Here is a 15,716-nt window from a genome sequence, read left to right on the forward strand (position 1 = left end):
CCACTATTATGAAAATAGGGCTTTTTAAATTCATATTTTTTGCGCTTCTACTCGACGCATTGCAAGTTGGCGTTCAAAGCAAAAACGTACAATATATTGCTTGTCTATATCGTCTGTATCAGTGAATTGAAGTGAGGCTAATGTTTGATTATTTTTTTCAAAAATTCTTATAACATTTGCATCTGTTTTTACATATTTTATATCCCCATTGTTATATGGAAGGACAATAGTTGTATGGATTCGCTCACCAGCTTCAAAGGGTGGAGCAGATGTTAATTTAAGAGCCATACCACCTGCACTAATATCTTCTGTAACATATTGATAGAAGATATTATTGTATTCGACAGCAACATCAGCAGCAGTACGTATGCGAACATATTGACGGCGTTGCATTTTTTCAAATTCCTCAGCGGGAGGACACAAAAGCATGATTGTAGGAATGTGCCATTTTCTTCTTCCTATCACTTCAGTATTAAATGCATAGCTAACTTTATCTTCCGTTGTAAAAGTCGCTCGGAATTGGGCACCATCCACTAAAAAAGCGGTTTTATTTGTAATTGTATTAACTGGATAATCAATATAAATTACATTGTCAACCTGTTCGACAACCCTACAGCGTAACTTATCAACATCTTTGTCTGTGTTAGTCGCTTCTAAGATTAATGAAGTCCCGATTTTTAGTTTCATATTCCTCGCCTCGCACAATAAGATAATATAATTATTGCACGAAACGAGTGATTTTTCTAGGAGGTTCTAGGTTTTTTTCAAAATTATGGCATATATTCAACTTTGATTACATCGTGGTTATCTGTATCCACTACTACTCTAAATGTTTCATTTAATTTATTGTCGAAACGTGCAATTACCTCATAGCATTTTCTTAATTGGAATGCATCGTTTTCTGTATAAATCAATCTTTCTTCTTCAACAATTGTACCTGGACGGAAGAACGTCTCCCAATCGATAGGGTTTACTGGTTGGCTTTCATCAACAGTTTCCTTCTGAACGTATTCCATTGCATTAAAGCCAAGCAGCTCACCACTGTCTTTAGATACCTTTAATTGAACACCATCCGGATATACTAGGGCTTTATCTTTCCCTACTACTCTTGCTAAAGAGATATGCCATGCTTCATGGTTTTCACGCATTTCTACTAGTTGTAAATCTTTATAGCCTGCTCTACCTAAAAACTGATATACTCGATCCTTAATTTGTTGTTGAGTAATTCCCGTATGCTCTTGAACAGGTCGCTCAGATAAGAAGGATAATATGTGCCCACCCTTTACAGTAATATCTGCATACCCAATTCTGCTTCCTTTTACAAATTGAATATGATAGAACGGGTATGGAGCAGTCTCTTTACTCTTTGTAACTGTATACGTAGCATCTTTAATTCCAGGGATAAGCAACTCTAACTTATCAATTGCTTGTTCCTTCGTTAATTCTTTATCTGTTAAGTTTTGTAACTCTTGTTTCTTTTTCCAATCCGATTCACTAGCTGTTAAAGGAAAATCTGTTTCTGTGTAGGATTTTAAATTTGCAGAAACATTTTTAAATGGTGATTCCTTTGTTTCTTGTGTAGCAACGGAAGCCCATTTTTTAAAATCTCCATCATTTTCATAAAATCTAGTCGTTGCCACTGTCCATTCATCAGACAATGCTTTTAAATTCTCATTTATTTTACCCATTTTTTTATGCCATTCTTCAAAATCACCATTGTCTGCAACATACTTTGCTTCTTCTCCAATATTTCCAACATACCGTAACCAATCGTTCGCTACTTCTGTACTTAAAGGTAAACTACTAATCGATGAACGAAACTCATTACTCATTCTCCAAATATTATCGAGTTGAGCCTCTAATGCTACTTGGTCTTGGAAAAGTAAAGATTGAGATATTGCTTCTTGAAGGTTCGTTAATCTTTCCGATGCATTTGTAAGAGCATTTGTATATTGTGCATGTACTGTTTGTTGTAAGTTGGTATTTTCTTGCCTTACTTCATAAGAGTACAAACCTAAAGCTAAAACTGCGATGGATAGTAAGTATATTGCGCTTTTCATGTTCTCCCTCCTTTAATAGCAGAATATATGATCACCGATTTGTTTAATTTGTGGTCTAGACCAAATCCATTTACTTGTTGCTGTTTGAGGATTGAAATAATAGAGAGCATTTTCAGTTGGATCCCACCCATTCATTGCATCCAATACAGCTTGTTTTGCACGTTCATTTGGCGTCAACCAAATCTGACCATCTGCTACTGCAGTGAAGGCACCTGGTTGGAAGATGATATCTGAAATTGTATTTGGGAAATCAGGCGATTCAAGTCGATTTAGAATAACTGCGGCTACTGCAACTTGACCTTCATATGGTTCACCACGCGCTTCACCATAAACTGCATTTGCCATTAGTTGAAGGTCTCGTTCAGAATACTTAACTGGTAACTGCATATCCGAACTTTTGGATTGACCGCTACCGCCACCTCCACCTTTTACTTGTTGAGAAAGTGGTGTTCCACCATAGTGAGTAAATTGATTTCCTCTATCAATTTGTTGTTTTACCCAATCTTCATGATACTCAGTAGAATTCACTAAATTCTTTTTCGTTGAACTACCAACTACACCATCTATATCAAGACCAAATTCTTTTTGGAAATTACGGACGGCCCAGTAAGTACCATAACCAAAAATCCCATCAATTCTCCCATTGTAATACCCTAACCACTGTAACCTCGCCTGTAATTCAATTACATCATCTCCAAATGATCCTCGTTCAATAAGTTGACTTGAAAATGCACTTGTTTCGCTTGGTTTCACAATAGCAAAAGTACCAAGTGTTAAAATGATTGTCATAAAGATACTTCTTACCATTTATTTCACTCCTTTCTCATAGCATGTAAAATTCAAAAACTTTTATACGTTTTTAATTTAGAGAGACTTCCTAAAATTCAAGAAAAAAAACAACTTTTATTTTCTTCACGATAAATAGTGAAGAAATAAAAGTTGTTTATTGATATTTTTGTTCATATAAATGTTGCACTAAATGTTGGTGGGCTAATTTCACTTTCCTTAGTGCTAACCACCATAAATAAAACATAAATGGAGCTATTAAATAAACCCAATATCCTTCAAATCTTAAAATGGAATTATACGTAACATGTAATATAAGCGGAGCAAAAATAGATAAGAATAAATATTCCCGTTCTTTATCATTTTTTGCAAACTTACTCTTACCAAAATAATAGCCCATCACAACACCAAATAGTGCGTGGCTAGATACCGGTAAGATTGCTCTTAAAATTGCTGTATCAATACCGAAAGATAATAAATATAATACATTTTCAACTGTTGCAAATCCTAAAGAAACACTTGCCCCATAGAGTATTCCGTCATAGGGGTCATCAAATTCAATATGCCGAAAGATTACTAACAAGATAACAAGCCATTTAAAGAACTCTTCTAACCCGCTAGATACGAGTACTTCGGTTAAATAACGGTTTGTAATTGTTGCCTCTTCTTTTAACACATATTGAATAAACATAATCGGGAACGTAATGAGCGCACCAAATAAAAATGCTTGAAATAATGTTTTTCTCGGCTCTGTTGCCATTTGGTTACGTAAATAAAAGTAGCTAAATAATGCTAATCCTGGAGCAACAGCAGCAGAAAAGAGTAAAATCAATTTGAATACGCTCCTTTCGTTAGAGATTAATGATATTATAACATTAATTACCTTATAAATTGATTGTTTAAGGAGAAATTATAGCGATGAAACATATATTATTGCTTCATACAGGTGGCACCATCTCAATGAATTTAAATGACCAAACCGGAGCAGTACTCCCGAATGAGAGAAATGCCATCCTCGGAATTAGTAATGACCTTTCAAAATTGGCGAAAATTACGGAAAAAGAAATATTCAATTTACCATCCCCTCATATTACGCCTAAGGAAATGTTAATATTACGTAACGAAATCGTTGAGTTTGTAAAGCAACATGAAGTGGATGGAATTGTCATTACCCATGGTACAGATACTTTAGAAGAAACTGCCTATTTTTTAGATTTAACGACTCGTTTTGACTTTCCTATTGTATTAACGGGAGCTATGCGCTCTTCGAATGAATTAGGAGCAGACGGGGTCTACAATTTAGTTGAGGCAGTCCGAGTGGCAATCCATCCAGATGCGAGGGAAAAAGGCGTGCTGGTTGTAATGAATGATGAGGTGCATCAGGCATTTAATTGTACAAAAACATCGACCTCATCGGTAAATACTTTCCAAAGTCCGCAATACGGGCCTATTGGATTAATCACAAAGAAAATGGTCCATTTCCATCAAACACCAATAAGAAGAAGATACGTTGAAGTTCAATCTATTGAAAAACGTGTAGCGTTATTAAAAGCATATGCTGGGATGGAAGGCGATTTAGTCGAATCCATTTTACATTGTAACTATGATGGCGTAGTGATAGAAGGATTAGGTCAAGGAAACATCCCTCCAGATGTTGTACCAGCGATTAAAAAGTTGTTGGATGCGGGATTACCTGTCATCTTTGTTTCCCGTTGTTTTAATGGAATTGCAGAAGGTGTATATGGCTATGTCGGCGGTGGGAAAAGTTTAGAAGATTTAGGTGTTATTTTTGCAACAGGAATTAGTGGCCAAAAAGCACGACTTAAATTATTAATTGGCTTAAATCAACAAAATGAAAGTTTAGATTTAAAAGAGTTTTTTAATTGATGTTGAAGAAAAATCGGCACGTTGAGGCGTGTCGATTTTTTGTTAGGATGCTTGGATAGAGTGATTTTATAGTGCAAACTTCTTGGAATTGATGAAAGCCAAAATCTGCTTGAATGTGATTCTAGTGACCTTCATAGACTTGATAATAAAAAGAGATAACCCCATACCTGAGATTATCTCCATATACAACCATTATTTCATTTTCTTTAAAATATCTGCGGCGATGAATCCACCATGGAATTTCCCATTCTCAATAAAAATTTCATTGGCATTGTTTCCTGCTGCTAGGACACCTGCAATATATAAATTTTCTACATTAGTTTCCATTGTTTCCAGATCATATGTTGGTCTTCCCGTTTCTTCATCAATGTTTACACCCATAGCACGGATAAAACCATGATCTGGATGGTAACCTGTCATCGCAAAAACAAAGTCATTTTTAATAGTGGATTCTTCACCGTTTATTTCAACAACCACTTCTTTTTCACGAATTTCTTTCACATGGGAATTAAAATGCATCGTGATTTCTTCATTACGTACAAGGGCTACAAACTCTGGTAGAATCCATGGTTTGATGCTTGGAGAATACTCACTACCACGATAAACAACTGTTACGCGCGCTCCAGCTTTATTTAACTCAAGGGCTGCATCAACTGCTGAATTCTTGCCACCAATTACTAATACATCAGTATCAAAGAAAGGATGTGCCTCTTTAAAATAATGATATACTTTTGGTAAATCTTCACCAGGAATATTCATATAGTTTGGTTGATCATAATAACCAGTTGCCACAATCACGTACGGCGTTGAATAAATTGCTTTATCAGTTTGAACTTCAAATGCTCCATCCTGTTTTTTTACAACGGATTCTACCTTTTCAAAACGATTTACTTGGATATTTTTCATTTTTACAACTTCTCGATAATAAACAAGCGCTTGGTTTCTTCTAGGTTTACGTTCTTCGATAATAAATGGTACATCACCAATCGCTAATTTTTCACTAGTACTAAAAAAGGTTTGATGTGTTGGATAATTGTAAAGGGCATTCACAACATTCCCCTTTTCAATAACGATAGGTTTTAGACCAATATTTTGTAGTTCAATTGCAGCAGAAAGACCACATGGACCTCCACCAACAATAATTGCATCTACAGTTTGCATATATAATTACATCTCCTTAAAAACGACTACACAAAATCAATTATACAGCTAGATAATAGGAAATTGGCTTTTTTCACTACATAATATTTAAGTCAATTATGTGACACTGGGGTTTTGCACCAAGTCTTAATGGTATCATTGTTGTTCCATACCCATTACTAATTAAAGTGGCCACACCTTTTTCTATTTTGAAAGACCCAGGCTGATGCATTCCAAAGGGACCAAATCGAATTTGCCCTCCATGAAAATGACCACCCAACTTCAACTTAATATTTTCTTCTTGTTTTACTTTCACAAATTGTTCTGGATTATGGGAAATAAATATAACAAGCTCGTCATTTGAACATTTTTTTAAAGCGTCATGAATCCGTACATTTCTTGATGAAGTATCATCAACCGCGCTTAGCCAACAACGATTTGTAATATTAGGGAGCTTTACCGCATCATTTTCAATAATTTGGACTTCCTTTTCATCAAAAATTTGGCGTAAAGTTTCCTCCCCAACTTCACGATCGTTATTTCCCCACACAAAAAAAACTGGCCCCAACGTTTTAAGTAATTCAATATTTTCTTTTATCCGAGTAATGGGTGTACGTTTATCGGCAAAATCGCCTCCAACAATGACTGCATCAATCTTTTTGTTAATGCTTTTAATCATCTTACTGTTAATTTTTCGTACATGTATATCTGATATAAAAAAAAGTGTGACTTGTTCTTCCTTACCGGATGATAATTGAAGTTCATGATACAACACATGATTTTCGAACGCTTGCTTGAACATGTATAAAAGGAATCCTAAGCAAACGACAAGAAATAAAAGTAGAACAATCATAAATTTCCTCCGTTCCAAAACAAAAAGACGAGGCTTTTTGAATAACCTTCGTCTTCAACCGGTTCATTCACACAAACGAATGAAATCATTGTAATTTATTTTATGTTTAAAAGAAAATATTTACACTATTCCGGAATAATTAATGTTTGTCCTACTGAAATGCTATCTGAACCTAACCCATTGGCAGCCTTAATTTTCTCAACACCACTTGGATCGTTATAATATTTCAGCGCGATTCTAAATAGATTTTCATTAGATTGAACCGTATGTACTCTTTGCTGAGACGCTTTTTGCTGTTCCTGTTGTTTTTGCTTTTCAAGTTCTTTTTGTTTTTCAATCTCTTTTTGTTTTGCTAACTCTTTTTGCTTCGCTAATTCTTTCTCTTTCGCTAACGCTTTTTGTTTTTCTTGTTCAGCTTTTTTAGCTGCCTCAAGTTCTGCTTGTTTTGCATCTTCAGTTTTAGCATTTTCTTTTTCTTTATCAGTTTGTTTTTTGCTTTCTTCTTTATCTTCATTCTCTTCAATGGCTGGCTTTTTATCTTCCTTACCACCCGAAGCGAGTGAATCATTCTTTTGAACCTCAACGATAGAACCGCCATTATCAACTTTGGCAACTTCCTGTTCACCTGGTTTATAAAGGAAAGTAACATAAACTAATACCATCACTGGGATAACAATAAATATAAATAATAGAATAGACATTAATGGGTTTTTACGTTTTTTCTTTTTTACTTTCCGGCGTGTACGAGACATTCTTGAGTTTTTCTCTTCAATTTCGATTAATTGACGATGTTCTTCAATTTTTTCTCGATAATCTTCCTTACTCACAAATACCACCTCCAACAATCTAAGCCCGCAAAAACAAACAGTAAAAATTCTCAAACCCGAATTGTATCAATAATATTCGTGTAAATAGTAACTTCTTATATAATTATGACGAAATTTCATGAAAAAGTAAATGATGGTAATTGATATTTTAATAGATTTTTGTCGACAATTCATGAAAACTAAACAAAGTTTATGATTTTTTTGTTAATAAATTTGTAATTCTTTCTTGCCAAGTCATAGAAAAAGAAGATAGATTTTTTTCTTCTTTTGCTATTAATAACTGTGCTAAATCAAGACCACAATTGATACAACATTGCTCTGGCTTGTCATTTAAAGTTTGTCCAAAATAGTGAACTAACGTTTCTCTCATACAAGTATCTGAAGTTATAAGTTTCATCACTTCTTCAACTTTTTGCATCTTTTCAATCTTCATATTTTGAAAAATTGTTTTTACTTCGTTTGGAGTTTTTTGTTCCATCCAATAATTTAATACTCGGAATGCTGTCTCTGAAATTTCTCCTTGTTTTAGCATTTGTGTAGCATCTTGCCCATTTCTCTGATACTCCTCAAAAATATCAACATGTTGTTCCAGTGGCAAATCATCTATTCCTACAAATTTCGCAAGCTCTTCATCATGTTCTGAATAAAGTAAAATTGCAACGGCATCATTCCCATCACGACCGGCTCGTCCAATTTCTTGCATATAATTGGCCATATTACTTGGAATTGATTCGTGGATGATTTGCCTTACATCTTGTTTATGTATCCCCATCCCAAAAGCATTCGTTGCAACTATCCAATCCAATGTTCCTTCAATAAATTGTTGCTGGATAAATTGTCTATCTAAAAGGTCCATTCCCCCATGATAACTTGCAGCTGAAATACCATTTTGCAATAATGTTTCACTTATACTATGTGTTTTTGAACGAGATTGAGTATAGATAATCCCTGGTCCCGCAGTATTGGACACATGTTGAAATAACCATTCCAATTTCTCTTCCCGATTCGAAAAAGACATTTTACTGAGATGAATATTCGGTCGGTCTACAGAATGTATGTATTTAAACGGTTCTTTCATATTTAAATATAGCTCAATATCTTCTAACACTTTATTTGTAGCAGTTGCAGTTAAAGCAAGTATTGGTGATCTTGAGGTTCCGAACATTTCTCCAATCCGTAAATAATCTGGTCGAAAATCAAATCCCCATTGTGATATGCAATGGGCTTCATCCACTACTATTAGAGACAATTCTATACGATTTAATTTTTGTTGCACTTGCCTTTGTGCAAGCATTTCAGGAGAAATAAAAATAAAACGGTACTGCTCTAGCCCATTAATTACACGGTTTTTTTCTTCTTTATTTAAAAATGAGTTAAGTGCAATTACTCTCTTTTCTCCAAATAATTTCATTTGGTCCACTTGATCTTGCATTAATGATAATAGAGGAGAAATTACAAGAACGGTCTTATTTAGTACATAGCCTGGCAGTTGATAGCATAATGATTTTCCCATTCCAGTAGGCAATAACGCGATTACGTCTTTTCCGTTAAGGATTTGTTCTATCACTTCTTTTTGTCCCGATCTGAAAGAGGAATAACCAAATCGTTGTTGTAATATGGATTCAAGTTGCACTAGTCGTATCCCCCCTTGCAAGAACTAATCTAATTTGAAAGTAAGATAGATGTGGCAAAATTTCACGCAATACTTTCAACTTTCTTGTATCATAATCTTCTACTGCAGTTAATACTTGCTCCATTTCTTCATTAGAAATAAATTGGTTAATTGAAAAATGTGGATCATTCATTGCTAATTCCACAATATGGTCTTCTATCGTACTCATTTTTAATCTTCGGTATTGGCTAATATTCTCTAGCGAGTGCCCTTCTTTGAAAAGTTGTGCTGTCTGAAAAGCAGAGTCACTTAAAGGAATATGAATCCGTATATCTTCGGCTATCTTATGTAATAATGGAAAGTCTTTTTCATTCAATGTAATAATATTTAACCAAGTATGTAAACAAGAAATATAAAGCAATTGGATATCCATCTCATCTTTATTTTCGTAAATACTTAATTGCTGCCATGTGTAACCCGGGATTTTATAACCTGCAAGCCGTTTTATTAAAACCTCTTTTACAATTGTATCGGCTTCAGCTTGTTCAAGACTGATTAGTATTTCATTCAATAATTGCTGTTGAAGTGTCCCCCCTTGATATTCATTCGAAATAAGAAAATTTCTTACCCATTTTTGAACTTGTGGGTCTTTTTGTATTGGGATAAATGCCATCACACCCGCTTCTTTATGGGAAAGACTTTGAACAATTAATGAGAGCCGCGCAAAAAATAGATGTTCATTTCCTCGATAATGCCAGCCATCAAAGGGTAACAAGTTGTCACTGATAAAGTTATTTGCTAATGTATAATCGCCATTTTCAAAAACGGTAATAAAATTCTGTTCAATTAATTTATTAATCTCTTCATCATATTTTTTTCGAGATAGTTTCGGTAAAATACCAAAATATTGATGTAGGTGAAAAATTCCAACATCTTGAATTGTTTGACCTGAACGTTTACCACGCAGCAAATGGAATGGCGCTGAAATCGTCCGTTCTTCTTTTAATTTGTGGAAAATTTGCCAAATAATTTGTTGAAAAATCAATATCAAATCCTCCAATTTCGTAGTATTATGTTGAAAAGTAGTTTAAACAGATTTAGAATAAAAAAGAAGCTTTGATGTAGCAGGTCAAAAAAGGAGAGAAAGAAATGCCAAAATATACAATTGTTGATAAAGATACATGTATTGCTTGCGGCGCTTGTGGTGCAGCTGCCCCAGACATTTACGATTACGATGATGAAGGTATTGCCTTCGTTATTTTAGATGATAACATGGGAACAGCAGAAGTTCCAGAAGATCTATTAGAAGACATGCAAGACGCATTTGAAGGTTGCCCAACAGATTCTATCAAAGTATCTGATGAATCATTTGATGGCGATCCACTAAAATTTGAATAATGTATTTTTTAATTCCCCGTTCTTAAGTAACGGGGTTTTTATTTGCTTTTTTATGGGAGTTATTTGCTTTTATGGTTGACTTATTTGCTTTTTAATTTAATTTATTTGCTTTTCTCCAAAATATCATTTGGTATAAGGTATTTTCTTCCTCGATTATTTCCGTACGATACTAAGTTCGCTCTTTTCAACAATTTATTAGCAGAATAAATGGACTCTATGCCAAAAAATTGACGCACCCTATTATTTGTAATCCACTCATCGAATAATAGACGATAATCATGAAGACTTTCAAAAATAGCATTTCTACTAGTAAAATTACATCGGTTACAACAAAAAACACCCCGTGTATATTTCATAGGAACACTTGAATTGCAATTTGAACAAATTGCTCCTTTTACTAGATTACTTTTCTCAAACTTGGGTAACAATTCAACATCACAATACATTTCAAGCAAAGTTTCTTTGAAGCTTACCAATTGCTCTAAAGTAATTCGGGGTTTAGGATGTTTTAAGATTAATTTATTTACTTTTGAACGCAACCCACTTACATGAAAAATCAAAGTATCCCTCGGTTTAACACCAATAATTGTTGCAGAATTAGCAATCACAATAGCTATTTCAATTGGTATGTACAAATCCATTTTATTCATTATAGTTTTAATGAGTATTGCATGCCTTTCAATTTGATCAATTGGATTATAAAAACTCTCTATTGTATTATCTACTTGCGTACGAAGAAATTGATATTTATCTTCATCAAATACAAGAGTACCACTAATATTTTTTATCTCTAATAACAAAACAAACTGACATGATAAAAATATCGTGTCAATCTGATGTATGGTGCCATGTTCATTTATCGTTTGATAACTATGTAATAAAAAATGTTTCAATTCTAATTGTATGTCCTTCCATTCTCTATCAACTCGAAGTTCGCCCTCATATCCATGTTTAGCAATTTTGTATTGTCTTAAATATTTTTCGTACTCAGGATTATCTTGAGGTAGTCTTCTGAGTATAGATTCGAGTATAAGTAATTTCTTTGGATATTTTCTTTCTATCGAAATCATTTTTCCGCCTCCTTGAAAACACTGTACATAATTTCAAGGGAAATTTGCAAAATTAGAAAAATGAATTTCTACTTAAAAGTGCACCTTGAAAAATCTTATTTAAACTGATGAAGTATGATGTATTACCGAAAGTTATTTGCCTGGATTCAATAACTATTTGCTCTTCCAGAAAGGTTATTTGCCTTTCTACAACAATTATTTGTCGTTCTACTCAAGTTATTTGCCAACCACCCAAAAAACAACTTTCGCAGTTTTCTATTAAGATTGATTTTTACAGGAATTACTGTTAAACTTTTATTTAGTAGTTGGTACTAATAACTGATATAAAAGGGGACGAATGACATGGACATTTTACAATTAAAAGATAAAAACATTGTCGTAATGGGCGTTGCAAATGAACGTAGTATTGCTTGGGGAGTAGCAAAACGTCTTTTAGAAGTAGGAGCAAACGTCATTTTCACATACCGAAAAGAACGTTCAAAAAGTAAAATTGAAAAAGTATTAGCTGATTATACAGAATATAAAACTGCTGTTGTCGAATGTGATGTAAATAGTGACGAAAGCATTCAACAAGCATTCTCACAAATTGGAGAACAATTTGGTGTCATTCACGGAATTGTACATTCCGTTGCTTTTGCCCACGCAGAAGATTTAAAAAATCGATTTGTTGAAACAACTCGTGAAGGTTATGCCTTTGCACAAGATACAAGTGCTTATTCATTAGTAGCAGTTGCAAATGCAGCTCGTCCATACATGACAGAGGGCGGTTCGATTGTAACAATGAGTTACTTAGGTGCTGAACGCGTTCTTGAAGGTTATAACGTAATGGGTGTTGCCAAAGCTGCACTTGAAGCAGCTATGCGTTACTTAGCTTCTGATTTAGGTGCTGAGAATATTCGAGTTAATGCAATTTCTGCTGGTGCAATTCGTACATTAGCTGCGAAAGGTGTACCAAGCTTTAATACAATCCTTCGTCAAATTGAAGAAAATTCACCATTAAAACGCAACACAAACCAAGAAGAAGTTGCTGATATGACAATTGTTATGTTAAGTAGCCTATCTCGTGGTGTTACAGGTGAAACAATTTATGTAGATTGTGGTTACAATATTATGGGATAAAAAATGAAGGAGTTGTCTGAAAATTCATTTTGAGACAACTCCTTTGTGACGAGGATGGTGACAACCACCGCAGGAACAATAATTCATAAGAGATATTTATCAAGAAAGAAAAGAGGTGTCCAAAAATTATTACTTTTTGGACACCTCCTTTTTATTGTTTACCCGAACTTCTCTACAAGCATTTCATCCGTAACAGGTCCAATAATCTGTTCCACCAAATTTCCATTCTCATCAATTATGAAACTTGTTGGGAGAGTTAAAATTTCATATTTCGTTGAAACTTCTCCCTCTTCATCTAGCAAAATTGGAAAAGTAACTTCGTGGTCTTGTACAAATTTTTGTACCGTTTTCACGTTACTCTCGAGGTCTGTTGTATTTATTCCGAGTATGACTACGTTATGTTTCTCAGCATATTTTTCATAATATTCCTCTATATGTGGCATTTCATCTTTACAAGGGGGACACCATGTTGCCCAAAAATTAATCAATACTTTTTTACCTAGGTAATCACTTAACTTAACCTTTTCCCCATCTAATGTTGTTAAATTAAAATTAATCGCTTTACCCTTTGCCGCAATGACATCTGGTTCACTTTCTTCATGAGAATGAATATGGTCATGATCACCCTCCTCAACATATATTTCCTCATCAATGTAACGTAATTCCACTTGTTGATTTTCTATCTGTTCTTGATCCTGTTCATTCGGAGGCTCTTGTAATAATTTCATAAACAATTCTTCATCCATATATTCCGATTCCGTTATTTGCCGTTCATTTATATGTGAATATATAGAATAGATAAGCGCAAAACAGATTACTAGTAATAAACTAATCGATAATATTTTTTTACCCATATTTCTCTCCTTTTCTTTTATAGTTTATGAAGAAAATATGAGTCTATGAAAAAAGAGACACCACTAAGGATGTCTCTTTGAAAATATTAATACATTCTAATATATTGTTCGCGCTCCCAAGGGTGAACAGCAGTTCTAAACATATCATACTCAATTTCTTTTGCTTCTTTAAAGTTAGAATAGATATGTTCTCCAAGAGCAGCTTTGATTACTTCATCTTTCTCTAATTCTGCTAATGCTTCTAATAGAGAACCTGGTAAGCTTTCGATACCATTTTCTTTTAGTTCAGAAGAATTCATTACATAAATATTACGGTCAACTGGTGCTGGTGGTGTTAAACCGTTACGAACTCCATCTAAACCAGCTTCTAATAATACAGCTAATGCTAAGTATGGGTTTGCAGCTGGGTCTACAGAACGTAACTCAATACGAGTTGAAAGACCACGAGATGCTGGGATACGAATTAAAGGTGAACGGTTTTGAGCTGACCATGCGATGTAACAAGGTGCTTCATAGCCAGGTACTAAACGTTTATATGAGTTTACTAATGGATTTGTAACTGCTGTGAATCCTTTAGCATGTTTAATGATACCAGCCATAAATTGACGAGCTGTATCTGATAATTGTAAATTAGCAGTTTCATCAAAGAATACGTTTTTATCACCGCTGAATAGAGAAAGGTTTGCGTGCATTCCTGAACCATTCACACCAAATAATGGTTTTGGCATAAATGTTGCATGTAAGCCGTGTTTACGTGCAATTGTTTTTACTACTAGTTTAAACGTTTGAATGTTATCACACGCTTCAACTGCATTTGCATATTTAAAGTCAATTTCGTGTTGTCCAGGTGCTACTTCGTGGTGAGATGCTTCAATTTCAAAGCCCATTTCTTCTAATTCTAACACGATGTCACGACGGCAATTTTCACCAAGGTCTGTTGGTGCTAAGTCGAAATAACCACCATCATCATTTAACTCTAAAGTAGGGTTCCCTTTTTCATCTAGTTTGAATAAGAAGAATTCTGGTTCTGGCCCTAAGTTAAAGCTAGTGAAGCCTAACTCTTCCATGTTAGCTAAGATGCGTTTTAAGTTTGAACGTGGGTCACCAGCAAATGGTGTGCCATCTGGGTTTGCAATGTCACAAATGAAACGTGCTACTTTACCTTTTTCATTTGTCCATGGGAAGATTACAAAAGTATCTAAATCTGGTTTTAAATACATATCTGATTCTTCGATACGTACAAATCCTTCGATTGATGATCCATCAAACATCATTTTATTGTCTAACGCTTTATCTAATTGACTTACTGGAATTTCAACGTTTTTAATTGTTCCTAAGATATCCGTGAATTGTAGACGAATATACTTAACTTCTTTTTCACTTACGATTTGTTTAATTTGCTCTTTTGTGTACTTAGCCATTACATCCACTCTCCTAATTAATTAAAATTCATCCTTAATGCGAGGTAAATCCCCATTTCTTAAAGAAACCTTTTCCAATATTTGCGCTTGTTGTATTTCCTCACGCAATATTGAACGAAGTTGTGCATCCGAAATCGATACTTTGTCAGCTGTTTTGACACCACCAGTACTTCTCATGTCAAATACCTTCTTGACCCCAGCTATGTTAATTCCTTGGTTGAGGAGGTCTCGAATTTCTAACAGTGCATCGACATCATTTAACGAAAACATCCTTCTATTACCTTCTGATTTTGCCGGTTCTATAAGTTTATGTTCCTCGTAGTAGCGAATTTGCCGCGCACTCAACTCCGTTAATTTCATTACCATGCTTATAGGGAGTAACGGCATGGCTCTTCGAAACTCTCGACTCATTAGTATCTCCTCCCTTTCATGTTTTTATATTAATATATGTTATGTCTCATTGCAATGTGATGTTAGGAAAAATAACATATGTTTTTTCGATAATTATTATCCAGTTATTAGATACATTTGCCATCAAATGTTCAATAATTTCGATTGGTTATTGTATTAATAAAAACCACCAGTCGAACTGGTGGTTTTCTCTGCGCGTGAAACGCTGGGTTACTGGCCCACGTCTAAAGACGCGCTGAATGGTCTGCCAACCGCACTACGTTTCCGACTACCGCTAA

General features: G+C 34.5%; 16 protein-coding genes. 3 read left to right on the forward strand and 13 right to left on the reverse strand.

Annotated features, from left to right (window positions below):
* Positions 1–30 precede the first annotated feature (30 nt).
* The 4 genes from D8M03_RS10570 to prsW all read right to left on the reverse strand — a co-directional run bounded on the left by D8M03_RS10570 (position 31) and on the right by prsW (position 3,678).
* Entirely contained in the window at positions 31–687 is a 657-nt protein-coding gene (locus D8M03_RS10570) for a flagellar brake protein (protein WP_121214742.1), read from the reverse strand.
* A gap of 83 nt (positions 688–770) precedes the next feature.
* Positions 771–2,060, reverse strand: a complete 1,290-nt coding sequence (locus tag D8M03_RS10575; RefSeq protein WP_121214743.1) for a PepSY1/2 domain-containing protein — start codon at positions 2,058–2,060, stop codon at positions 771–773.
* 12 nt (positions 2,061–2,072) lie between these two features.
* Complete coding sequence (gene sleB / locus D8M03_RS10580) at positions 2,073–2,867, reverse strand: spore cortex-lytic enzyme (protein ID WP_121214744.1); 795 nt, start codon at positions 2,865–2,867, stop codon at positions 2,073–2,075.
* Between the two features lie 136 nt (positions 2,868–3,003).
* Entirely contained in the window at positions 3,004–3,678 is a 675-nt protein-coding gene (prsW, locus tag D8M03_RS10585; protein ID WP_121214745.1) for a glutamic-type intramembrane protease PrsW, read from the reverse strand.
* Between the two features lie 86 nt (positions 3,679–3,764).
* Here prsW and D8M03_RS10590 point away from each other — a divergent pair, with 86 nt between their 5' ends.
* Positions 3,765–4,733, forward strand: coding sequence for an asparaginase (locus tag D8M03_RS10590; RefSeq protein WP_121214746.1), 969 nt, complete (start codon positions 3,765–3,767; stop codon positions 4,731–4,733).
* Between the two features lie 192 nt (positions 4,734–4,925).
* On the opposite strand, the gene D8M03_RS10595 is transcribed toward D8M03_RS10590, so the two are convergent.
* The 5 genes from D8M03_RS10595 to D8M03_RS10615 all read right to left on the reverse strand — a co-directional run bounded on the left by D8M03_RS10595 (position 4,926) and on the right by D8M03_RS10615 (position 10,210).
* A complete protein-coding gene (locus D8M03_RS10595; RefSeq protein WP_121214747.1) occupies positions 4,926–5,894 on the reverse strand; it encodes a YpdA family putative bacillithiol disulfide reductase in 969 nt (322 codons plus the stop codon).
* 76 nt (positions 5,895–5,970) lie between these two features.
* Positions 5,971–6,726: a metallophosphoesterase gene (locus D8M03_RS10600; RefSeq protein WP_121214748.1), complete on the reverse strand. Its 756-nt coding sequence runs from the start codon at positions 6,724–6,726 to the stop codon at positions 5,971–5,973.
* Positions 6,727–6,851: 125 nt separating this feature from the next.
* Positions 6,852–7,553 (reverse strand): LysM peptidoglycan-binding domain-containing protein, encoded by a 702-nt coding sequence (locus D8M03_RS10605; RefSeq protein ID WP_121214749.1) that lies wholly within the window; start codon positions 7,551–7,553, stop codon positions 6,852–6,854.
* A gap of 190 nt (positions 7,554–7,743) precedes the next feature.
* A complete protein-coding gene (locus D8M03_RS10610; protein WP_121214750.1) occupies positions 7,744–9,186 on the reverse strand; it encodes a RecQ family ATP-dependent DNA helicase in 1,443 nt (480 codons plus the stop codon).
* Positions 9,176–10,210, reverse strand: a complete 1,035-nt coding sequence (locus D8M03_RS10615; protein ID WP_121214751.1) for a YpbB family protein — start codon at positions 10,208–10,210, stop codon at positions 9,176–9,178. Before D8M03_RS10615 ends, D8M03_RS10610 begins: the two co-directional genes overlap by 11 nt.
* 104 nt (positions 10,211–10,314) lie before the next feature.
* Between D8M03_RS10615 and D8M03_RS10620 the strand changes: the two genes are divergently transcribed.
* Entirely contained in the window at positions 10,315–10,563 is a 249-nt protein-coding gene (locus tag D8M03_RS10620) for a ferredoxin (RefSeq protein ID WP_121214752.1), read from the forward strand.
* 101 nt (positions 10,564–10,664) lie between these two features.
* On the opposite strand, the gene D8M03_RS10625 is transcribed toward D8M03_RS10620, so the two are convergent.
* The gene (locus D8M03_RS10625) at positions 10,665–11,633 is read right to left on the reverse strand and encodes a nuclease-related domain-containing protein (protein WP_121214753.1); all 969 of its coding nucleotides are present in this window, start codon (positions 11,631–11,633) and stop codon (positions 10,665–10,667) included.
* A 342-nt stretch (positions 11,634–11,975) separates the two neighbouring features.
* Between D8M03_RS10625 and D8M03_RS10630 the strand changes: the two genes are divergently transcribed.
* A complete protein-coding gene (locus D8M03_RS10630; protein ID WP_121214754.1) occupies positions 11,976–12,752 on the forward strand; it encodes an enoyl-ACP reductase FabI in 777 nt (258 codons plus the stop codon).
* Between the two features lie 158 nt (positions 12,753–12,910).
* Here the strand turns inward: D8M03_RS10630 and D8M03_RS10635 are convergent, their stop codons facing one another.
* The 3 genes from D8M03_RS10635 to D8M03_RS10645 all read right to left on the reverse strand — a co-directional run bounded on the left by D8M03_RS10635 (position 12,911) and on the right by D8M03_RS10645 (position 15,438).
* On the reverse strand, positions 12,911–13,606 hold the full coding sequence (locus tag D8M03_RS10635) for a peroxiredoxin family protein (protein ID WP_121214755.1): 696 nt from the start codon (positions 13,604–13,606) through the stop codon (positions 12,911–12,913).
* An 86-nt stretch (positions 13,607–13,692) separates the two neighbouring features.
* Complete coding sequence (gene glnA, locus D8M03_RS10640; protein ID WP_121214756.1) at positions 13,693–15,027, reverse strand: type I glutamate--ammonia ligase; 1,335 nt, start codon at positions 15,025–15,027, stop codon at positions 13,693–13,695.
* A gap of 21 nt (positions 15,028–15,048) precedes the next feature.
* Positions 15,049–15,438 carry a MerR family transcriptional regulator gene (locus D8M03_RS10645; protein WP_121214757.1) on the reverse strand — a complete coding sequence of 130 codons (390 nt, stop codon included), beginning with the start codon at positions 15,436–15,438 and terminating at the stop codon, positions 15,049–15,051.
* Between the last annotated feature and the right edge of the window lie 278 nt (positions 15,439–15,716).

This window comes from Ureibacillus endophyticus, from assembly GCF_003628435.1.
In the GTDB taxonomy this organism is placed as follows: Bacteria; Bacillota; Bacilli; order Bacillales_A; family Planococcaceae; genus Ureibacillus; species Ureibacillus endophyticus.